Here is a 23,479-nt window from a genome sequence, read left to right on the forward strand (position 1 = left end):
CGGCGCTGAAAAGCAGATGCTCACGCGAGCAAATGCGTGGCGCTATGCCTCTAGAACCCGCTCTCACGCAGAAATACCGCGGCAACATGGGTAAAGGCTTCACCCAGCAGGCTGCGCCGACTGCCTTCTATCTGTACGTCACCGAGGCTCTCTTGCCCGGTGGCGGGCGGCGCATCCAGCTGGATCAGCACATGAAACAGCGAGCGGCTGGGCGCCAGCTCACCGCTGCCTTCAGTAGTAGTCAAGGGTCCGCCAAAGCGCGCAGCCAGCATCGGATGTGCCAGCTGGGCTGCACGGGTGCTGCCGATCGCCAGCACCTTGCCGGTCACCGGGCTTGGCTGCCCGCGACTGTAGAAGCGCACTGGCGCGCCGGGCTGCAGGCGATGTACCTCATCCTGCTCGACATAGGCGTCCACCTGCCAGCTGGACGGGTCGATCAGCACACCCAGCGGCTCGCGACTACCTACCCACTGGCCGCTGTGCCAGTCCGGGTTGATATCCTGCCACTGGCCGGCAAAGGGTGCGGTCAACGACAGTCGGGCCACCTCTGAACGGGCGGCCAGAACCTGTTCCTGTTCCACCTGCAGGCGTTGCTGGGTCACCGCCTGCTGCGCCAGCCCGGATGGGTCGGCCAGCAGCCCACTGAGGCGCGCCTGATAGCTGCGGATACTGGCCTCATTGCTGCGCACGCGCGCGATGATGTCCGGCTCATCCAGCATGACCAACGTAGCACCTGCGCTCACCGCACCGGCCGGCTGAATCTCGCGCAGTACCGCAGGATAGGGGCTGAACACCCGCAGCTGGCGTTCGGCACGGGCTACCCCGTCGCCGTGCACCTGGGTATGCCAGGGCAGCGCCAGCAGCAGTAGTAGCAGCCCAACACCACCCGCGATCATTGCTCTGTGTTTACCCGGCACCTGACTACGCGCTCCCCACCAATGTTTTAGCTCACGCCAAACCGGCATGAGGATGAACCAGGCAATCTCCACCGCGAACAGAAAGATGCCCAACGCCTTGAAGAACAGCAGATAAACCGCAATCGCAATGCCGATAAACAGCAGCAACCGATACAGCCAGGTGGCGAAGGCAAAGGCAATCAGCAAACGCCGCTGCCGCAGGGTAAAGGTTTCCGGCCAGTCTTCCGGCAGCCCAAGCAAAGTGCGACGCAGAAAGGTGCGGGCCTGCGCTGAGGAGCGCTCATGCAGATTAGGGAAGTCCAACAGGTCAGACAGGATGAAGTAACCGTCAAAGCGCATAAAGGGGCTGGCGTTGAGTGCCAACGACAACACCCAGCTGGTGGTAGCCAGATACAGCAGCGCACTGCGCAGGGTGCCCGGCTCACAAAGCGCCCACCCCAGGGTGGCCAGGCCTGCCAGTGCCAGCTCCGTCGTAATACCCGCGCTGGCGATGGCCAGACGCTGACGGGCGCTGCGCAGCTTCCAGCTCTCACCGGTGTCGGTATAGAGCATCGGCCAAAGCACCACAAAGGCCACCCCCATATGCGCCACCCGCAGCCCCAGCCGGGTGGCCACCAAGGCATGCCCCATCTCGTGCAGCGTCTTCGCCGCAATCAACGCCAAGGCGAAGCTGACCAGCCCGGAGGCGCTGAAGGCGTCGACCACCGCGTGGGTAAAGGTGTCCCATTGCTGCAGTACCAGCCCGATGCCCAGTAGGCTCAGCGCCACCACCAACCAGCCGACCAGCGGCTGAAACAGCCAGTCCAGGCGCCCGGCCAGCGCCTGCAGCCAACGCTGCGGCCGCACCAGTGGCACGCGAAAAAACAGGTAATGGTGTAGCCACCAGCGCCAGGTCAGCCACTGGTTACCACTGCTGCGCTGCTGCATGCGGTTAACCGCAGCGCTGTCAGGCCGCACCAGCTGGTGCTGTTCCAGGAATTGGCGCAGCCCCAGCACTTGCGCCGGATCGGGCCGTAGCGCCGTCTGCTCGCTGACCTGTTCACAGATTTGCCGCGGGGTCTGCTCCCAACGCAGCAAACACTCAAACTCCAGCCAGCCGATGCGGTAGAAGCGGTTGACCACGGTGTCTTGAATCACCCAACTGGGCTCACCGTCACTGCCGGGCGCCGCTTCACTCAAGCGCAGATCGTTGCGCAGCGGCGGTGTCGGCAGATCAGCCGGGTCCATCACCAGCCGGTCCAGGCGCGTACTGCCGCCAACGGCCGCCGCAGCAGGTAGTAGCCCAGCAGCACCCGCTTGCCGTACAGCTTGGCGGTGCCGTGCAGGCCGAGTCTGGCCAGCGCCGGATCACCCTCGATACTGGCCAGCAGCCGATAGGAACTCACCCCTTCGTCACTGGGATGCGCCTGATAGCTGGTCTCCAGCACGCTCCCATGCAGCGGTTGCAGCGGATAGGCGGTAAGAAACAGCGTCACCTCGGCGCCCGGATCAAGCGCAATCGCATCAGCCACGGCCAGTTGGATTCGCATGGCCGGTTGCGCCGGATCGGCCACCAGCAAAATACGCTCACCAGTCGTCACCGGCTTGCCCAGCCAGTCATTCGGATCGCTGTAGACGGCAATGCCGGCCTTGGGTGCGTGTACCTGAGTGCGTGCCAGCTGGGCCTGAACCGCCGCCAGCTCGGCGCGGCTTTGCTGGGCGCGGCCACTGAGCAGCGTCAGCTCGCTCTTGCTTTGCGGGTTATCAAAGGCGCGCTGGCTGGCGGCCAGCAGCTCGGCATCGGCCACGGCAACGCCTTTGCTGAGCACCTCGGCACGACTACGCAGGGTGGTTTCATCCAGCGTGAACAGCAACGCGCCCTGCTCTACCGGCTGATTGGGTCGTACCTGCATCTGGCGGATCACGCCGTCGATCGGCGAGCTGATGATCTGCGCCTGCGTGGAGACAATTTCCGCCGGCGCCAACACCGTCTGACGCACCGGAATCAGCAGCACCAGCAACACCACAACCAGCCCCACCAGCGCCTTGCGTCTGCCCCGCTGCCAGCCGCCACGCCGACGCTGCCCGGTAAGCGACTGCCAGCAATAGCCCCAGGTTTTCCAGAGCCCGGTCAGTACGTCGGTCAGTGACGCGGCGGGCGGAGCATCCAGCAGAAACAGCAGCAGGCCCAGCCGCTGACCATCCCGACCGACCAGTGGCACACACCAGACCCCGGCCGGCCACCATTCGGCCCAGCCGTCGCTGATGTCGGCCGGTGGCGTCACGTCGCTACGCGCCAGCCACTGCGGCTCGTTGCCGTCCAGTTGCTGCTGCAGCCAGCGCGCCGCGCGCTTGAGCCACACCAGATAAGGTGAATCTTCAGCCGGTTTAGCCAGACCGGAGACACACAGCAACTCCGGCTGCTCGCCCTGGCAGGCAAGCACCAGGGCCTGGTGATACTGCAACAGACCATAGGCATCATTGGCCATGCTGAAGGCCAGGGCATTGAGGCTGTCGGCGGCCAGCGCCCGGTCACGCAGGGCATGTACGCGCAGCAACAGCTGCGGGCTGGGCAAGCGCTCAGTCATGCAGGTCGGGGAAGGTGGCGATACCACTCATGCCAGCGATCAACTCCGGATGCTCGGCGTCCAGTTGCGCCTCCAGCTCAACCGTCTGGGCAACGGCGTCGACCCGCGAGTTGATGGCGCTGATGTGGCCAGCGTAGCGCTTGCCGGTTTCCAGAATCTGCACCTCCAGCGGCATGTCGGCACTCAAGCGAGTGACCAGGCGCGAGGGTACGTTCAGGCGCACTTTCAGCGGCCCGTCACTGACCAGGTCAAACAGGGGCGTGCCGGCGCTGACGGTCTCAAAGGGTTTGACGTGCACCTTGGCTACGCGACCGGCAAAGGGCGCCTTGACGGTGCAGTAACTGCGCTGGGCACTGGCCAGCGCACGCGAGGCGTCAGCCTTCTGCACCTCGGTTTCGGCGATGGCAACTTCCAGGTCGCCCACCGCATCGAGTTTGCGCAGATTGCGCTTGGCTTCCAGGCTCTGACGGGTCATCGCCAACTCGGCATTGGCCACCCGCGCACGCGCCTCGGCCTCGGTGCAATTGAGTTGTACCAGCGTGGCATCCGCCTCAACACGCTGCCCCAGCGAGGCTTGCAGCTCTCGCAGGGTACCGGTCATCTGGCTGGACAGGGTGGTTTCCAGTTTTGCGGTCAACAGCACACGGATAGCTGCGGGGTCATTCAACAACAGAGCGTCGTCGACTTGCTGGGCCAGCAGTGGCAGAGATGCCAGCAACAGGGCAACACCGACAACAACACGCTCAGGGCTGCGCAGTGGCATTCACCTCTCCTTGTTCGAGCACCCGGGTGGACGCCAGCAGACCGGTGCGCTGCTGAGTGGTAAGCGTGCGTTCAATCTCGCTGGCGAGGGTTTTTATATCATGCTGCTCGATCTCTTCGGGCAGCACATCCAGACCAATCGAGTTGTACAAACGCCCCCAGGCAGCCTGCGCCCGCGAATAGGCTGCTTCGCGCTGGTAGCGCGACAGCAGGTAGCGACCCTCGGCACGGATCACCTCCAGCTCTGAACCCAGCGAACTGCTGCTGGCCGCCTGCGCATAACCCAGCAACTCACTGTCCACCCGCAGGCTTTCATCGGCAAAGCCCATGTCCTGCCGGGCCAGTTCGTAGCGCAGCGCACCCACTCGCACCTGGGTCAGGATGGCCATAGACAGGGCGACACGGCGCAGATCATCGGCAGCAGCCTGGGATTCGGCAGCGCTATCGAGCGCGGGCAGCTGCAGCAACTGCAGCAGGTTGATCGACACATCCACACCGGTGCTGTTCCAGTGGTTGTTATACAAATAATTGTTGGTGTCGTAGCTGTAGCCGGCGCTGAAGGTCACGTTGGGCCAGAGTTTGGTCTTGGCAATGTCGAGGTCGGTGAGATTAACCCGCTTGCGGTACCACTCCTCCATGATCTCCGGGCGATTTTCCAGTGACAGAATTTCCAGCTGGTTTATCTCCACGTCGATGACCGGCAGCTCTGGCTCGCTGCCGTCATCGGCCAGCACCAGTTGCGATCCGGGCGGCAGCGACATCAGCGCCTTTAGCTCGGCCTGGGCAAACTCCAGATCCTGACGGCGCGAGGTCAGCAGAGACATGGAATCAAGCAACGCACGCTGGTACGCGAGGATGTCCTGGCGCGGCAGCAGGCCTTGGGTTTCGGCCTGGCGCGCCGAGTCCAGCGCGCTGCGGGTGCGCTGCAGCAGCCGGTCGACTTCCGGCAACAGGCGCTGGGCACCCAGCGCGCGCCAATAGGCATTACGCACATCCTGTAGCACGTTCTGCGCGACCCGGCGGCGGCGCTCCTCTGCCATGATGATTTGGTCTGCCTTTTGCTGACTGCGGTAGTAGGCCACCCCAAAATCCAGCACGCTCCAGCTCAGATTGAGCCCGGCCAGATCACGGTAGCGCTCCTGCGAGGTAGAGGCGCGCAAACTTTCCTGGCCATCTTCGATACCCACCGAGGTGCCGCCGGAGTCATTGCTGCGCCCCTCGTAACCGGCCGAGGCCACCAGGCGCGGCAGCATTTCGTGGCTCGACACGTCCAGCAGGTCAGAGGCCAGGGCGCTCTCCATCAGCTTGAGGCGGTAATCGAGGTTGTATTTCAGCGCCCGCGCGGCCGCTTCATAAAAGGTGATAGGGGCGGCAACCGGGTCCTGCTGGTCGTACATCAATTGGTAGTCGGCCAGGATGCGGTCGCGCGCCTCCTGATCGCTGTAGGGTTGCGGTTCAATAGTGTTGCAGGCACTGAGCAGGATGGCCGAGGTTATCGCGAGGCCGAGAGTCTTAAGCTGTTGTGCTGGCATGATCTGTCCTTGTGCATGAAAGTATCCCATTGCTCAACCACCCGACTGTGACGTGGGCGGCGAGGAATGTAAACGCTGTGCAGCGGCCAGCATCTGCGCGCGGAAGCTGCTGGCGGTGCGAATAGGTTCGTCGGTGTCGGGCTGCAGGCTGGCCAGCGGCTCGCGATTGTCGCTGTAAAGCCCCGGATCATCGAGCAGGCCGTCAGCGCTCAGGCTGATACGACCCTGGCGGCCAAATAGCCAGGCAATGTCTAGCTCACGGTCAAGCTGGCTGTCGCGCACCGCCTGGTGCACAAACTGCCCCTGGATTTCACCCAGGCCTGCACCGATCGACGCACTCTGGTTAAAGCCCTGCATACCCAGTCGCTGATCGCCACCGGGCACCCGACCGAAGGTCAGCCGGTCCAGCTGGTTGTTGCGCTCCAGCACCGGTGAGATGAAGACCGCAGGATCGACGCCAAGCGGCACATCAACGCTGCCGGACGGATCGTCGCCGTCATCCTGGTGCGGGCCCGGCGGCTCAACATAAGGCGCGGAGATATCCAGGGTTATGACCAGCTCGGCCTGGTCTGTACCACCGGCCAGATCACCGGTGGTGTAAGTGAACACATCATTCAGCAGCGGACCTTGCCCGGCCGTTTGCAGCACCTCGGGGTTGCTCATGTCGATGCTGTAGGTGTAGCTGCCATCGGCATTGATCACCAGCGTGCCATAACGCCCGTACAGCGGCTGGCCGACCACACCACTGGCGCCGCTACCGCTTTCCTCGCCAGCGCGCACACCCACAACCTGCAGGCTGTCGCCGTCATCCACATCGCTGTCGTTGTCCAGCACGTTGCCGCTGGACTGCGGCGCGGCATCCTGGTCGGTGGCACTGTTGCTGTCGTTCTGCGCGACCGGGTTGTCGTTACTGCCCTGAATCAGAATATTAAGCGTGGCCGATGAGCTCAGCCCCGCGGCGTCACGCAGGCTGTAGTCAAAGCTTTCACGCAGGGTCTGACCAGCGTTGCGCAGCGCATTCACCTGCGGGTCGTCGTTGTTCAACAGGTACTGGTAGCTGCCATCGGCGTTCAGGGTCAGGGTGCCGTAGCGCCCCTGCAGGGTCTGCCCGGGCAGCCCGTTCTGGCCCTGCTGATTGCTGAACCCGGTAACGCTCAGCACCTCGCCGTTAGCGGCGCTGTCGACGTCCAGATCGTTGTCCAGCACGTTGCCTGTCGGGTCCACCCCGGCGCTGGCGTTGGCCGTGCCGCCGGCTTCCACGGCGGTGGCGCTGTCATCCACAGCCACGGGGGCGTCATTGCGACCGTCGATGGTGATGTTGATCTGCGCCTGGTCGGTCGCGCCCCAGATGTCAGCCAGCGTATAGGTAAAGCTGTCCACCAGCGTCTGGCCGGTCTGGCGCAGCGCCTGCACCTCGGCCATCTCGTTGTCCAGACGATAGCGCGTACTGCCGTCGGCATTGATGGTCAGCCAACCGTACTGGCCGCGCAGCTCGCTACCCAGCGTGCCGGCCGTGCCGCTGCCCACTTCCGTGCCGGCGCGGATCGCCGTCACCGTCAGCGCGTCGCCCTCCAGATCGCGGTCATTGGCCAGCACGTTGCCGGCCGGATCAAACCCGGCCTGTGCGTTGCCGCTGCCGCCGGCCTCGACCGCCGTGGCGCTGTCGTCTGCCCCCTGAGGCGCATCATTGCGCCCGCGGATGACGATGCTTAGCTGCGCCTGGTCGTTCAGGCCGGCCAAGTCACTGGCCGCGTAGGTGAACTGGTCCAGCAGCACCTCGGCGGGCCCCAGATTGATGACCGCCGTGTCGTTCACATCCAGGGTGTACTGATAGCTGCCATCGGCGTTAAGCACCAGAGTGCCGTGGGCGCCGGTCAGCGTGATGCTGCCAGCACTCAGCCCCTGCAGGGCGCCACCGGCCGCTTCGTTGCCGGTGCGGGCGGCGCTGACACTGAGGCTATCGCCAGCATCCACATCGCTGTCGTTGCCGAGGACATTGCCAGCCGGGTTGATTGCGTTGCCATTGCCGTTATCCGGCGTGGAGTAGGCCAGGTTGTTGGCCGCCACCGGCGCGTCGTTGGCGCCACGAATGGTGATGTTGAGCGTCGCGGTGTCCTGCAGCCCTGCAAGGTCGCTGACCGTATAGGTAAAGGCCTCGCTGAGGGTGTCGGTGCTGCTGCGCAGGGCCTGCACCGCCGCCATGTCGTTGTCCAGCCGGTAGCTGGTGGTGCCGTCAGCGTTGATGGTCAGCCAACCGTAAAGCCCGCGTAACTCGGCGCCCAGGACACCTGCACTGCCGCTGCTGCCCTCACTGCCGGTCCGAATGCCGATGACACTGAGCAGCTCACCGCCATCCACGTCGCTGTCGTTATCCAGCACGTTGCCCTGCGGGTTGATGCCGGCCGCGCCGTTGTTGACGCCACCGGCCTCGAGCGCAATACCCGCGTCATCACTGGCAACCGGGGTGTCGTTAGCCCCGGTAAGGGTGATGGTCAGGGTCGCGCTGTCACTCAGGCCTGCCGCATCAACCACCTGATAGGTGAAGAAGTCAGTCAGCGTGTCTCCGGACAGTCGCAGCGCCTGCACGGCCGCATTGTCATTGTCGATAACATAGCGGTATGTGCCGTCGGCATTCAGCGTCAGGCTGCCGTACTGGCCGCTCAGCGCGCTGCCCAACGCGCCGCTGATGCCCGTGCTGGCCTCGGCACCGGTGCGAATGGCTGATACGGTCTTGCTTTCGCCATTGGCACTGCTGTCCACGTCAGTGTCGTTGCTCAGCACATTGCCGCTGGCATTGCTACCCGGCGTGCCGTTGGCGATGCCGCCGGCCTCACTGGCGGTAGCGCCATCATCCACAGCGACCGGCGCGTCGTTACTGCCTGTGATGGTGATCGTCAGGGTCGCGCGGTCGGTCAGCCCAGCGGCATCTGCCACCTCATAGCTGAAGGACTCGCTCAGGGTTTGACCAGGGGTACGCAGAGCCTGCACCAGCGGGTTGCTGTCATCGACCACATAGGTATAGGTGCCATCGGCGTTCAGTGTCAGGCTGCCATACTGTCCTGCCAGCGCAGAGCCAACGCTGCCGGCAACGCCGCTGCCCGCCTCGTTGCCGGTACGCACAGACAGCACGCTGGCCGTTTCGCCGTTGCCGTCAATGTCGCTGTCATTGGCCAACACGTTGCCCGTCGCGTCCGCGCCAGCGCTGCCATTGGCGGTGCCCCCCGCCTCCTGCGCCGTGGCACTGTCATCGCTGGCCACCGGAGCGTCACTGGCGCCAGCAATGGTGATGGTCAGGGTCGCGCTGTCAGTCAGCCCGGCCGCGTCGGTCACGCTGTAGCTGAAGCTGTCGCTCAGGGTGTCGCCCGACAGACGCAGGGCTTGCACATCGGGGTTGTCGTTGTCGACAACGTAGGTATAAGAACCATCGGCGTTCAACGTCAGACTGCCGTAGGTGCCGATCAGCGCGCTGCCGACCGTACCGCTGGTGCCGCTGCCAGCTTCATTGCCGGTGCGAATGCTCGAGACCCTTTGCGTCTCGCCGTTGGCGCTGCTGTCCACGTCAGTGTCGTTGCCCAGCACGTTACCTGTGGCGTTGCTGCCGGCTGTGCCGTTGGCGGTGCCGCCCGCCTCCACGGCGGTGGCGGTGTCATCCACCGCGACCGGCGCGTCGTTGGCGCCATCGAGGGTGATGGTCAGCTGCGCGCTGTCGGTCGCGCCCCAGACATCGGCCAGGGTGTAGGTAAAGTCATCGGTCAGGGTCTGACCGCTCTGGCGCAGCGCCTGGACCTCAGCCATGTCATTGTCGATGCGATAAACGTAGCTGCCGTCGGCATTCAGCGTCAGCCAGCCATATTGGCCGCGCAGCGCGCTGCCCAGAGCGCCGGCGGCGCCGCTGGCCGCCTCACTGCCGCTGCGTACCTCGGTGACCGCAAGCGGGTTGCTGTCTTCGTCGGTGTCGTTATCCAGCACGTTACCACTGGCATTGCTGCCGCTGTCGGCGTTGGCTACGCCGCCAGCTTCCACGGCGCTGGCGCTGTCATCGCTGCCGACCGGGGCGTCGTTGCGGCCACGGATGATGATGGTCAGCTGGGCTTCATCGCGGAGCCCGTCAAGGTCGCTGGCAGCGTAGGTGAACTGGTCTTGCAGCAGGTCCAGCGCGCCCAGGTCGATCACCTCGGGGTTGGCTGTATCCAGGGTGTAGCTGTAGCTGCCGTCAGCATTGATCAGCAGCTCGCCATACTGCCCGGTCAGCGTCAGGCTACCGCCACTGAGGGCAATCAGGGCGCCGCCAGCGGCTTCGTTGCCGGTGCGGCCAGCGCTGATGCTGAGGCTGTCGCCGGCGTCCACGTCGCTGTCGTTGGTCAGCAGGTTGCCGCTCGGGTTGACTGCATTGCCGCTGCCGTTGTCGGCGACGGCATAGCCCAGGTTGTTGTTGGCCACCGGTGCGTCATTGGCGCCTTCGATGGTGACGGTCAGGGTGGCGCTGTCGCTCAGGCCTGCGGCATCCGTCACGCCGTAGGTGAAGCTGTCGCTCAGGGTATCGCCAGACAGGCGCAGGGCCTGTACTGCTGCATTGTCATTATCGATGACATAGGTGTAGGAGCCATCGGCATTCAGCGTCAGACTGCCGTATTGCCCCACCAGCACGCTGCCGACCGCGCCCGAAGTGCCGCTGTCGCCCTCACTGCCGGTACGGATGGTGGTGACGGTGTGGCTCTCACCGTTGGCGCTGCTGTCCACGTCGGTGTCATTGGCCAGCACGTTACCCGTGGCGTTGCTGCCGGCGGTACCGTTGGCGCTACCACCGGCCTCCACGGCGATGGCGCTGTCATCCACAGCAACCGGGGCGTCGTTGGCGCCATCGATGGTGATGGTCAGGGTCGCCAGATCGCTGGCGCCGCTGGCATCACGCAACTGATAGGTAAAGCTTTCGCTCAGGCTCTGGCCGCTCTGACGCAGCGCCTGCACGGCCGCATTGTCATTGTCGATCACATAGCTGTATGTGCCGTCCGCATTCAGCGTCAGACTGCCGTACTGACCCACCAGTACCCCGCCGACCACCCCGGCGCTACCGGTGCCGGACTCGCTGCCCGTGCGCACGGCAGAGACGGTCTTGCTCTCCCCATTGGCACTGCTGTCTACATCCGTGTCATTGCTCAGGACATTGCCGCTGGCATTGCTGCCTGCCTGGCCGTTCGCCGTACCGCCCGCCTCGACAGCGGTGGCGCTGTCATCCACCGCTACCGGCGCGTCATTGGCGCCGCGCACCCTAATGGTCAGTGTGGCGCGATCACTCAGACCGGCCTCGTCGCTGACTTCGTAACTGAAGGACTCACTCAGGGTCTGGCCGCTGGTCCGCAGGGCCTGTACTGCGGCGTTGCTGTTGTCCACCTCATAGCTGTAGGAGCCATCGGCATTCAGCGTCAGACTGCCGTATTGCCCCACCAGGACACTGCCCAACATGCCCGTGCTGCCGGTTTCGCTCTCTGCGCCGGTGCGTACCGAGGTGACGCTGCGGCTCTCGCCGTTGGCGCTGCTGTCCACATCGCTGTCGTTGCTCAGCACGTTGCCGGTGGCGTTGCTGCCGGCGGTGCCGTTGGCAATGCCACCCGCTTCAACGGCGGTGGCGCTGTCGTCCGCAGCAAGCGGGGCGTCGTTGGCACCCTCAATAGTGATGCGCAGCATCGCGCTGTCCTGACCACCCCAAATATCGGCCAAGGTATAGGTAAAGTCGTCGGTCAGGGTCTGGCCGCTCTGGCGCAAGGCCTGCACCTCGGCCATGGCGTTATCAACCCGGTAGCTGTAGCTGCCATCGCTGTTCAGCGTGAGCCAGCCATACTGGCCACGCAGTTCGCTGCCGAGCGTGCCAGCGGTAGTGCCATTGCCGATGGCGCTGACGCTCAGGACGTCACCATCCAGATCGCTGTCGTTCAGCAGCACGTTGCCAGTGGGGTCCACCCCGGCGGTGGCGTTGGCCACGCCGCCAGCTTCAACCGCGATGGCGGTGTCGTCGACGGCCTGCGGGGCGTCATTGCGGCCACGGATCACGATGGTCAGTTGCGCCTGATCGCTCAGCCCCTCGGCGTCACTGGCCCGATAGGTAAAACGATCCTGCAGCAGTTGGCCCGGATTGAGGCCAATGACGGCGGCATCGCTGGTATTCAGGGTGTAGCTGTAACTGCCGTCAGCGTTAATCACCAGCTCGCCATGCTCGCCGGTCAGAGTGATGCTGCCAGCGGTCAGGTCAGTGAGAACGCCGCCAGCGGCTTCGGCGCCGGTGCGGGCGCCAGACACACTGAGACTGTCACCGGCGTCCACGTCGCGGTCATTGGTCAGCAGGTTGCCGGTCGGGTTGACGGCGTTGCCGCTGCCATCATCTGCGGCGGCATAACCGAAGTTATTGCTGGCCACCGGCGCATCATTGGCGCCGGTGAGGGTGACGGTCAGGGTCGCGCTGTCAGTCAGCCCGGCCGCATCCACCACCTCGTACGTAAAGGACTCACTCAGGGTGTCGCCGGACAACCGCAGAGCCTGCACGGCGGCATTGTCATTGTCGATGACATAGGTATAAGTACCGTCGGCGTTCAGCGTCAGGCTGCCGTAGGTGCCGATCAGCGCATTGCCGACAGTTCCGGCCGTGCCGGTTCCGGCTTCGTTGCCGGTGCGCACCGCGCTGACGCTCCGGGTTTCGCCGTAGCTGTCTACATCGGTGTCGTTGGTGAGCACGTTGCCGGTAGCATCACTGCCCAGCGTGCCATTGGCGGTGCCGCCGGCCTCAACGGCGGTAGCCGTATCATCCACGGCCACCGGTGCGTCGTTGGCGCCCGCAATGGTAATGGTCAGCGTCGCCAGGTCGCTCAGACCGGCCGCATCGCTTAGCTGGTAGGTGAAGGACTCACTGAGGGTATCGCCAGCCTGGCGCAGCGCCTGTACAGCCGCGTTGCTGTTGTCGATGACGTAGGTGTAGGAGCCATCGGCGTTGAGGGTCAGACTGCCGTAAGTGCCGATCAGCGCCGTGCCAACCGAGCCAGCGCTACCGCTGGCATTCTCAGCACCAGTGCGGATGGCCGACACCGTCTTGCTCTCAGCGTTGGCGTCACTGTCAACGTCGCTGTCATTGGCCAGTACGTTGCCGCTCGCGTTGCTGCCGGGCGTGCCGTTGGTGGTGCCGCCGGCCTCGACCGCCGTGGCGCTGTCGTCGGCGGCTACGGGGGCGTCATTCGCGCCCTCAATGGTGATGGTGAGCGTGGCGCTGTCGGTCAGACCGGCCGCGTCCTCCAGTTCATACGTGAAGGTTTCGCTCAGGGTCTGCCCGCTCTCGCGCAGCGCCTGCACGTTCGGGTTGCTGTTGTCGATGACGTAGGTATAAGAGCCATCGGCGTTCAGGGTCAGGCTGCCGTACTGCCCAACCAGCACACTGCCGACCGTACCCTCGGTGCCGCTTTCGCTTTCTGCACCCGTGCGCACGGTCGACACCCTCTGGGTCTCGCCGTTGGCAACGCTGTCCACATCGGTATCGTTGGTGAGCACATTGCCGGTGGCGCTACTGCCCGCTGAGCCGTTGGCGACGCCGCCGGCCTCGACTGCCGTGGCGCTGTCGTCAGCGGCGACTGGGGCGTCGTTGCGCCCATCGATGGTCACGTCCAGTTGCGCGGTATCGGTGGCGCCCCAGATATCGGCCACGGTGTAGGTAAAGCTCTCGCTCAGGGTTTGTCCGCTTTCACGCAGCGCCTGAACCAGCGAGTTGTCATTATCAAGCTCATAGACCCAGCGCCCGTTCTCCTGCAGCGTCAGGCTGCCGTAGAGCCCAGCCAACGCGGTACCCGGGGTGCCGCTGGTGCCGGCTTGGCCCTCGGCGCCAGTGCGCACAGCAACCACCCGCAGCGCATCGCCCTCCGGGTCTCGGTCGTTGGTCAGCACGTTGCCTTGCGGGTCCAGCCCGCTGTCGCCATTGGCCACGCCGCCAGCCTCGACGGCCGTGGCACTGTTGTCAGTAGCGATAGGGCTATCGTTGCGCCCGCGAATGATGATGCTCAGTTGCGCCTCGTCGCTCAGCCCGCCGCGGTCGGTGGCAGCGTAGGTGAACTGGTCCTGCAGCACGTCGCGCGGCCCGAGCGCGCGCACCACCGGATTGTCGTTGTCGAGAATGTACTGATAGCTGCCGTCAGAGCCGATGACCAACTGACCGTACTCGCCGGTCAGCAGCGTGCCGTTGGTGCCGTCGGTGCCGGCATTGACACTCTCCAGCGCGCCGCCCGTCGCCTCGCCACCGACGCGCACGCCGGTCACGGTCAGGCTGTCGCCGTCATCGATATCGCTGTCGTTGCCCAGCACCCGGCCCACTGGGTTGGCGCCGGTGCCTTCGCCGTTATCGGCAACCGCGCGGTTGGCGTCATCCACCGCCTTGGGGGCGTCCCAGGCGCCCTGCACGCTCAACGTCAGCTGCGCAACATCGGTGCGGCCCTGCAGGTCGCGAACCTGATAGCTGAACACCTCCTGCAGCGGCGTATCACCCGGCTTCAGCGCTTGCACCACCGGGTTGTCGTTATCGAGTTGATAGCTGTAGCTGCCGTCGGCGCCCACCGTTAGGGTGCCGTACAGACCGGCCAGCGTCAGCCCGCTGCCCACCGCAGTGAAGTTACCACCGGCGCCTTCGCTACCCAGACGCAGGCCATTGAGGGTCAGGTTGTCGTTGGCATCAACATCGTTGTCGTTGGCCAGCAGGTTGCCAGTTGGATTACTACCAGCGGTGGCGTTGTCTAGGCCGCCAGCTTCAACGACTGTGTCGCGGTCATCGACGGCCACCGGCGCATCATTGGCGCCCACCAGGGTAATCGTCAGCTGCGCGGCACTGGTGGCGCCGGCCAGGTCATGAATGTTGTAGCTGAACACCTCGGTCAGACTGTCGGCATTGGTGCGCAGGGCCTGCACGGCAGCGTTGTCGTTGTCGACCACATAGCGGTAGGTGCCATCGGCGTTCACGGTAAGGGTGCCGTAGCGGCCCGCCAGCGTGCCGCCGGCCGTGGCGCTGCGGTTGCCCTGCGCGAACTGGCTGACGCTGAGGCTTTCACCGTAGCCGTCCACATCGACATCGTTGGCCAGCAGGTTGCCAGTGGGGTTGGTACCGGGCGAGCCGTTGTCCACACCACCGGCTTCAACGGCCACCGCACGATCATTCTGCGCCACCGGCGCGTCATTGCGGCCCTGGACAACAATGTTGATGGAGGCACGATCCTCGCTGCCGTCGGCATCCACCAGGGTGTAGCTGAAGCGTTCGCCCAGGGTGTCGGTACTGCTGCGCAGTGCCTGCACCTCAGCCATGCTGTTGTCCAAGCGATAGCTGTAGCTGCCATCGGCATTCAGGGTGAGCCAGCCGTAGGTGCCGCGCAGTTCAGTGCCAAGCGTTCCGTCGCTACCGGTCTCGTCTTCACCACCGGTACGCACCGAAGACACCGCGCGCGTCTCGCCGTAATCATAGGCATCACCAGGTACTTCACCGCCGTCAACGTCGCTGTCGTTGCTCAGCACGTTACCGCTGGGGTTGATACCGGGCTGGGCGTTGGCGTTACCGCCCGCCTCTACCGCTATCAGGGTGTCGTCGCTGGCCACCGGCGCGTCGTTCTGCCCGCGGATGACCACGATAATCTCAGCGCTGTCACTGCTGCCGCTAGCGTCGCTGATCTGATAGGTGAAGCGTTCGAACAGGCGATCGCTTTGACCACGCAGTGCCTGCACCTCGGCGTTGTCATTGTCCACCGCATAGCTGAAGGTACCGTCGGCGTTCAGTGTCAGGTTGCCGTAGCGACCGGCCAGCGCGCTGCCCACCACACCCACGGTCCCGCTGCTGGTGCTGATGCCGGTTACCGTCAGGGGTTCGCCATCGGGGTCGGTGGTGCGATTGAGGACAGTGCCGCTCGGGTCCAGGCCGGGCGAGGTGTTGTCTACGCCGCCGGCCTCGGTGGCCAGCACGGCGACTACCCCGGCTGAGGGCACGTCGTTGGCGCCACGGACCGTCACCACCAGTTGCGCCAGGTCGGTCAGTCCGGCGCTGTCGGTGATCTGATAGGTAAAGGTGTCGCTGAGGGTCTCACCTACGCCCAGCGCCACTACGTCTGGATGTTCACTGTCTACGTCGTAGTAGTAAGCGCCGTCGGCGCCAATGCGCAGGCTGCCGTACTGGCCTGCTATCAGTGTGCCGGTCAGGGCGTCGGTACCGCCGGCAACCGCCACCAGCAAGCTGTTGTCGAGGCTGACATCCGCTTCACTGGCGTTGACGATGCCGGTCAGTGTGAGCCGGGAGTTGGGCTGGTCACTGCGGTCCACATCCTGATCGATGCCGTTGCCGCCCGGGTCGCCGCTGGCACCTGGCCGGCTCGGCAGGGTGATCACATTGCCGCTCGGGTTACTTTCCTCGCCGCCGCCACTGCCGGTGGCCTGGGCGGTGGCCACATCATCACTGGCCAGCGGGTTGTCGTTGCTGCCCTGAATCTCGATACGCAGGGTGGCCAGATCGTTCAGGCCACCGGCGTCGGTCAGTTGATAGCTGAAGGTCTCGGTCAGGGTGTCGCCGGCAATCAGCCGTTCCACCGCCGGGTTGCTGTTGTCGATGACGTAGCGATAGCTGCCGTCGGCGCCGATGGTCAGGGTGCCGTAGCTGCCGGCGATCACGGTGCCGTTGGTGCTGTCGGTACCGTCAGCAACCGTGGTCAGCGCGCCAGGCACCAGTTCGCCCTGGGGACGAATGCCGGTCACCTGACGGGTTTCGCCATTGGCGCTGCTGTCCACGTCGGTGTCGTTGTCCAGCACATTGCCGGTCGCGTCACTGCCGCCGCTGCCATTGGCCAGGCCGCCGGCTTCTACCGCCACGGCCTGGTCGTTCTCACCGACGGGCGTATCGTTGGCACCGCGCAGCGTCACGCTGAGCACAGCGCTGGAGGTGGCGCCTTCCAGGTCAGCCATCTCGTAGCTGAAGGATTCACTTAGCGACTGACTGGCCAGCAGCGCCTGCACCACCGGGTCGTCGTTGCGCACCAGGTACTGGTAGTTGCCCTGACTGTCGACCACCAGGTCGCCGTATTGACCGGCCAGGGTCACGCTGCCCTCGGTGGGCACCAGCACCGTGTTACCGCCGGCGCCGACCGAGTTGAGGTGCAGCTGATCGTCGTTGGTAGCGATGTCGACGTCGGTGTCGTTGCTCAGCAGGTTGCCGCGCGGATTGACGCCGTCGATGCCGTTGCGCGTGCCGCCGGCCTCCACCGCCTCGGCGCTGTCGTTGTTGGCGAGGGGCGCGTCGTTGACCGCCGCAAGCAGGATTTGCAGACTGTCCTGATCCTTCAGCGCGTCGTCACTGCGCTCGCTGGGAATGCCGTCGCCATCGGCATCTCCGGTACGGCCTTGATCGGAGGTTACCACCGTCAGGGTGTCGCTGCCGTTGTAGTTAAGGTTGCCCTGGTAGCGCAGCGCGGCCAGCGCACTGTTGAGGCTGTCCAGCGTGCCGTTCATCATCAGCACGGCGGTGTCGCTGCCGGTCACCTGCACCACGCCACTAAGGGGCGCATCAGGGTCGATGCTCAGGGTACCGTGCAACACACTCAGCGTGACCTGCAGAACGCCAGAACCAACATCCACGTCGCTGATCGACAGCGCCTCGAGCGCCAGGGGCACATCTTCCAGGCCATTCTGGGTGCCCGGCAGGTTGTTGACCGGGGCATCGTTCTGCTGCACGTAGCCCGCGTTTGCACTGGCCGTGCTGCCTTCACCCAGGGTCACCTGAATCTGGCCCAGCGCGCCACCGTCGGTGTCGATACGCACGCGCAGATCGCCCAGCGGCTGCGGATAACTGATGGTCCCGGCGGGGGTGTCCAGGCGATAGATGCCGGCCGGCAAAATGCCGAACTGGTAGCGGCCATTGGCGTCGGTGGCGGTGCTGAAGGTCAGGTTGTCGTCGCTGGTATCCAGCTTGCCGTCCAGACCGGCCCAGGTCAGGGTGACGGTTTGTCCGGCCAGACCCTGGCCATCCGGGGTGGTGCTACTGTCGGCTGAATAGGTGTCGTCCCACAGGGTGCCATTGATAATGCCGAGCCCTGCACCCTCGCGCAGCACGTAGGTATTGGCCCCCTCGCCGCTGCCGGTGCGCTCACCGTCGACTGCGCCGTCAGCGCCAACGGTCGAGCCGGCAAAGTCGCTAAAGCTCTCGGGCAGGCTGCTCCAGGTGAGGGTGGCGTCGGTGCTGGCAACCGCATCCTGGTTGGGCAATTCCACCTGATAGAGGATGGTAACGCTGGTGCCGGGGTCCAGCTGGGCAAACACGACGTTAAGTGCGCCCCCGGTGCTGACCACCATACCGGGCGGCAGCGCATCGGCGCTGTAGCTGACGCCGTCTATCTCGACACTCAGCAGTTGATAGCTGCTGGCGGTGGGCAGGCTGTCGCTGAGGTTGACCTCATAGGCCCGCGAGCCGCCGTTCTGGCTGAAGCTCAGCGACACCGTGGCAGCACCACTGGTACCGGCGGGGTTGGCGTCAAAATCGATGATCTGCTTGGTCAGCCCGTCAAAGGAGGGCTCGACCAGGGTTTCGCTCACGCTCTTTTCGCCCGACAGGGCGTTGCTGCCCGAGCGATCAACGGCGGCGGCGATCAAGGCGGTGCCAGCGACGTTGGCGGCGCTGTTCTGCACCTGCACGTTGAACTCGATGGTCACACCTTCGTAGTCGCTGTCACTGTCGCTGTTGACCAGCGTGCCCAGGTTGAAGTTGATCACCGTGCGACCACTGCCATCAGTGCTGACACTGATACGCTCGCCGTTGAGCACGCCGCCCGGTGCGTTGCCAGAGAGGTCGCTGGGAATCGGCTGGGCCTCGTCACTGCCTTCATTACCGACCACATTCAGCACACCGGCGGTGATCAGGTCGGTCACATCGGTGCTGATGCCGTTGTCAGAAATGAAGACTACCCGCGCGGTGCCGTCATTCAGAAAACCCAACCCCTGGTCCAGGGTAATCTGCAGGTTGTAGTCACTGGTGCTGCCCTCGGCCAGCAGGCCGGACACGCGATAGCGGATGATCTCACCCACGGTGACCGTTTCGTTGTCAGCGTTCGAGGGGCTGGCCGCCGGTGTATCTTCAAGTCCGCCGACGCGGGAGATCTGCACCGCTTGCAGCACCGGCACCGAGATGGTGGAGCTGCTGCGATAATCGTTCAGCACACCGCTGCCCAGGTTGCCATCCGCGCCGGTGCGCTCGCCGTCGCTGCTGGCAGCGTTACCGGCGTCATCCAGGCTGCTCCACTGCACCGTGGCGATGTTGTCGAAGCGCGCCAGACTGGCGGCACTGTCGTTTACCGTGCCACTGACGCGGATTTCGATACTGCCGCCATTGCTGATATCGATGTTGGCGCCAGCCACGCTGCGCAGCTGGTTGCCGACCAGCTCAAAGTCGGCACCGCCGTTGTTGGTGGCACGCTGATAACTGATCGACTCCAGCACCAGACCACTGAGCTGGGTTGGCAAGCTGTCGAGAAAAGTGATGTCAAAGGCGTCAAAGTTGCTGTTGCCGCCGCTGTTGCGCAGGGTAATGATGTACTCGACGCTGTCCCCCTGGTCCACGCCACGGGTGTTGCTATAGAACGTTTGCTGCACGACCTCCAGGGTCGGCTCGCGCAAGGTGATGGTCGGTTTGCCGCCACTCAGCCCAACGCTGCGCTCCAGCGCCTGGGCGCTGTTGGGCGTATCGCCGTCCGGGTCCTGGTAACGCAGCTGGGCGCTGTTTTGCAGCAACTGGTTAGCCTGGTTGGCAATCACGTTGCTGGCAATCAGCTGCACGCGGATAACAAAGGCGTTATTGGCGGCATCGTTGTCGCTGTTAACGCTGGCCGCACTGAAGCTGAAGCGCGCATCCACGCCGTCATCACCCAGGGTGCCGCCGCTGCCGGTCAGGCTGCCGACCGTCACCACCCCGCCAAAATCCGCGCCCAGCGCACCGCTGCCGGCGCTGGTGGTGATCAGCTGGTAACCCTGACCACCATTAAAATCGGTATTCAAGCGCATGCCCGCCGGGATCAGATCATCCACCACCAGGCTGCTGGTGGTGCCCTCGGGCAGGGTCACGACAATGTCGTACAGCATGCTTTCGCCAATCACCAGATTGCTGCCGGTGGTGTGCGCGGCGCTGGAGTCGCTGTCGTCCAGGCTACCATCGGCAAAGAACTGGCTGATCTGCGGTGCAGCCACCTGCTGCTCGGCGCTGTCCTGCAGGTCTGCGCCGGTAAAGTCCTGGCCCCCCTCGGCACTGGCATAATTGGTTAGCGCGGCGCTGCTCTGCAGACTGGCGCTGGCGGCGATGTCGCTGGCCACCTCGGCGTCGTAGGTAATGATCACCAGATTCGCGCCGCTGGCGTCATTGGCACTGCCCTCGCGCCCACCCAATAGCGAGGCTGCAAAGTTGGCATCCAGGAAGGTGATCTGGTTACCGTCAATCTGGTAATCCTGTCCGGCTACCAGCGTGCTGCCATCACCGCGCGTAACCTGCAGGTTGGCCGCCCCGAGGCTGCCACCAACAAAGTTCAGGCCGGCCGGCAGCGTGACCGTGGTCACCACATCAAAGGCGCCGCCGCCGCCCAGGTTCTCGATGGCTGTGGCCATGCGCAGCAGGTCGCCGGCATCCACGCCGCTGAGGTCGCCGTCGACCGCGGCGGGGTCGGTAATACTGCCAGTGAAGGGCACACCACCTGTGCCCGGCGCATTCCAGCTGCCAGCGCCACCGGTGATGGTACCGCTACTGCTGCTCACCACCCCGTGGTAAATGTTCAGTAGGGGTTCGGCGACCGAGGAAATAATTGAGGTGTCGGCCGAGGAGAACAGCGTCTTGCCATCCAGGGTGGTCACCTGGCTGGACTGGGCCAGCACATCGAAGGAGCGGTTATCGGCAAAGGGCTGATCACCTACCGTGAGGGTAAATTCCAACTCGATACGGCTGCCGTCTACGCCGGCATTCACGTAGCTGCCCAGGTCAAAAACGATGGCGTTACCCGCCACAGTGGTCACCGACAGCACCGCGCCCGGGTTGCTGTTGCCGTCACCAAACTGCCACTGGCCATTGCCTTCGCCCTGGCTCCAACTGATGCCGGAAATGTCGAACAGCGGCAGAGGCAGGTAGGCGGTCAGGCTAAAATTCTCGTAGTCGCCGCTCAGCAGGTCATAGCCCAACCGAAAGGTCACCTCGTCCCCAGGGCTTAGCTCGGCGTTGGCCGGTGCCGCTCCGCCATTGACCTCAATCAGATCGATGCTGACGTTACCGGTCGGGATACTGCTGCTGGTGCTGGAGCTGTCACTCTCGTCATAGCCGGTCAGGTTCAACCGGTCCTGCAGCAAGGTAGCAGTCACCGTGGCGCTGTTGCCGAAGCTGTCGCCCTCATTGATCTCGCCATGGGGGGTGCCGGCGGGCGGCGTATAGCTCTGGCCGACCTGCGCCAGATAACTGATCACCGCGGTGGTGGCACCCTCGCGCTGGTCATCAAAGGCAAGGTCGCCGTTCAGCCAGCTGATTGCAGCATACGCGTTGGAAATGGACTGCCCGATGTCAAACACCATGCTGGTGCTGCCATCACTGTTGACCACGCTGCTGTAGACCAACTCCACGGTTTCGGTCACGCCGCCACGGGTAAAGCTCAGGGTCGGCGTGCCGACCAGTGTCTGGCCATCACTCATCTGGTCGCTGACGGTAAACTCGCCCGCCGCAAAAAAAGTGCGGCCAAAGGCGAAATAGTCAGAGATGGCCAGGTCCAGGCTGTAGTTCAGGGTATCGCCCGGCGTCAGGCCGGCCGAACCGATGTCGGTGTACAGGCTGACGTTCTTGTTCAAGGTGATGGACTTGGCCACAAAGCTGGTTTCCAGCCCCGTGCCACTGAAATCGATTTGTGTCTGGCCTTGTTCCTGATCGAGGTCGCGCGGGTCCACCGGCACCCAGTGGCCGCTGCCGCTCGGAGCACCGAGGGTGATGGTGACATCATCGCCGGTCTGGGCGTTGATCACCGGTTGCCCGGCCGCGTCGGTCTCCGGTACGTAAAAGTCCACCCGGGTATCGACCGTGCCGCTCAAGCTGGCATAGGCCACCGTAAATTCGCGGATGAACAGGCTGTCGCTGGCAATGGCGTCGGCAATGGCAGTCGGGGCGGTCAGCACAGTGCCATCGGTCAGCGTGATCGACGTCAACTCGCCGCCGGCACCAGGGACAATAGCCGTTACCTGGATGCTGTCGGGCAGCGGCTGGGTGATAGTGACATCGGTCAGCGTCTGTCCGGGCGCAGGGTGGGTGGTGATGGTCAGGCTGCGGCCGTAGTTGGGGCCGCTGGCGGTCTCCCCTTCCGGTGCGCTGATGGTCTGCTCGAAGGTAATGACCGTCGGCAGCACCACAAAAGACTGGGTAGCAGCTTCCAGCAGGCTGGGGTCCAGGGTCGGGTTGTTCAGCGAATCATTGCCGTATTGAAAGCCGGCCCGGGCCTGAATCACCAGCTCAGGCGAGCTATTTGAGAAACTGGTATCGGCCAGGTCACTGAGCGTGGCCGTCACCTCAATGGCTATCAGCGGCTGGCCGGCGCCGATACTGGCGAAGGGCACCTCGAGCACCACCAGTTGATCACCAGCCTGCAAGCCGAAGTCGACCGCGTTGAGCACCAGCGGCTCGCCGTTGCTGTCCAGCGCCAGCGGATGGGTTGCCAGCCCGTCGGCGTCAAAGGTCACGCTGTGGCTGACCAACGTCTGCCCCAGGTAGTTGGCCGAGACAAAGCTGACACCGTCGTCGCCATCCTTACCCGTTACCGGCAAGAACAGGTCAACAAAGGGCGCATAACCCTCCTGGCTGGCCGGGTTGCTGACGTTAACAGTAAAGCTGAACTGATCTCCCAGCAGCACGTTGGCGCCGCTGCTATCAAGCGAGCTGGTCGGCTCGGCATCGGCTAGCAGGCCTTCGTAGCCAGCCAGTGCCAGCGCGTCGAGTGCCGATGGCTGGTCGATATCGCCGGCCCGGGTTTCCAGCTCCCAGTCGCCACCGGCGGCGAGCGCGCCGGTATCATCATCCGAGGCGGCCACGTCGGCCCCCGTCCAGTGCGCCAGCTCCGCCACCAGGGTGCGGCCGCTGTCGCTGGCACCAATGCGGCAGCCGTACAGCAAAATGTCTGCCTGCTCGCTCAACTGGCCAGCCCAACTGCTGAGGGTATCGGCAAAGTCCGCAATATTGGCGCTGCTCAGGGTGGTACTGCCGAGGGTGAATTGCCCGGCGCTGCCGTGCGAGAGAATCTGGATGGAGTCTACATCCTGCAGTTGCTGCAGCATGTCGGTAATCTGCGAAATGCCGTCCTGATCAGCATTGACGATCAGCGCCTGTACACCGCTGGGTAATTGTGCGGTGAGCTGCTCGTAATCCTCTACGCGGCTGTCGATCACCAGCAGGTGGCGGGGTGTACTTCCAGTGGCCGGCGCCGCGATAGCTTCGGGCTGAATCTGGCCATGATCCTCGGGCTGATCGGCGTTTTGCTGCTGCGCGGCACCGTCGTCAAACTGATCTGCCGCCGCCACCGCCGCGCCGTCAAACAGAATGCGCTGTTCCAGCGCCAGCGCCTGGCTTTGCGGTTTAAGGGCTTTGAACGCGCTGTGAGGTGGCTTTGACATTAGACACACATCCTTGGTGATGGCCTGACCGCGGCAGCAC

At 64.3% G+C, this 23,479-nt stretch carries 5 protein-coding genes; all 5 read right to left on the reverse strand.

Going from position 1 to position 23,479, the window contains the following annotated elements; genetic code table 11:
- Nucleotides 1-50 precede the first annotated feature (50 nt).
- The 5 genes from HV822_RS06055 to HV822_RS06075 are packed head-to-tail and all read right to left on the reverse strand — an operon-like array spanning nt 51 to nt 23,439.
- Nucleotides 51-2,147 (reverse strand): HlyD family efflux transporter periplasmic adaptor subunit, encoded by a 2,097-nt coding sequence (locus tag HV822_RS06055; RefSeq protein WP_238872848.1) that lies wholly within the window; start codon nt 2,145-2,147, stop codon nt 51-53.
- Nucleotides 2,144-3,484: an efflux RND transporter periplasmic adaptor subunit gene (locus HV822_RS06060; RefSeq protein WP_238872849.1), complete on the reverse strand. Its 1,341-nt coding sequence runs from the start codon at nt 3,482-3,484 to the stop codon at nt 2,144-2,146. Before HV822_RS06060 ends, HV822_RS06055 begins: the two co-directional genes overlap by 4 nt.
- Nucleotides 3,477-4,247 (reverse strand): efflux RND transporter periplasmic adaptor subunit, encoded by a 771-nt coding sequence (locus tag HV822_RS06065; protein WP_238872850.1) that lies wholly within the window; start codon nt 4,245-4,247, stop codon nt 3,477-3,479. The genes HV822_RS06060 and HV822_RS06065 overlap by 8 nt, the downstream gene beginning before the upstream one ends.
- Nucleotides 4,228-5,778: a TolC family protein gene (locus tag HV822_RS06070; RefSeq protein WP_238872851.1), complete on the reverse strand. Its 1,551-nt coding sequence runs from the start codon at nt 5,776-5,778 to the stop codon at nt 4,228-4,230. The genes HV822_RS06065 and HV822_RS06070 overlap by 20 nt, the downstream gene beginning before the upstream one ends.
- Before the next feature lie 33 nt (nt 5,779-5,811).
- The gene (locus HV822_RS06075) at nt 5,812-23,439 is read right to left on the reverse strand and encodes a VCBS domain-containing protein (protein ID WP_238872852.1); all 17,628 of its coding nucleotides are present in this window, start codon (nt 23,437-23,439) and stop codon (nt 5,812-5,814) included.
- Nucleotides 23,440-23,479: the final 40 nt, after the last annotated feature.

It is taken from the genome of Halopseudomonas maritima (assembly GCF_021545785.1).
GTDB classification, from domain to species: domain Bacteria; phylum Pseudomonadota; class Gammaproteobacteria; order Pseudomonadales; family Pseudomonadaceae; genus Halopseudomonas; species Halopseudomonas maritima.

Coding starts and splice junctions, on each gene's coding strand:
- HV822_RS06060 (WP_238872849.1), bottom strand. CDS start 3,484: ATGACTGAGCGCTTGCCCAGCCCGCAGCTGTTGCTGCGCGTACATGCC.
- HV822_RS06065 (WP_238872850.1), bottom strand. CDS start 4,247: ATGCCACTGCGCAGCCCTGAGCGTGTTGTTGTCGGTGTTGCCCTGTTG.
- HV822_RS06070 (WP_238872851.1), bottom strand. CDS start 5,778: ATGCCAGCACAACAGCTTAAGACTCTCGGCCTCGCGATAACCTCGGCC.
- HV822_RS06075 (WP_238872852.1), bottom strand. CDS start 23,439: ATGTCAAAGCCACCTCACAGCGCGTTCAAAGCCCTTAAACCGCAAAGC.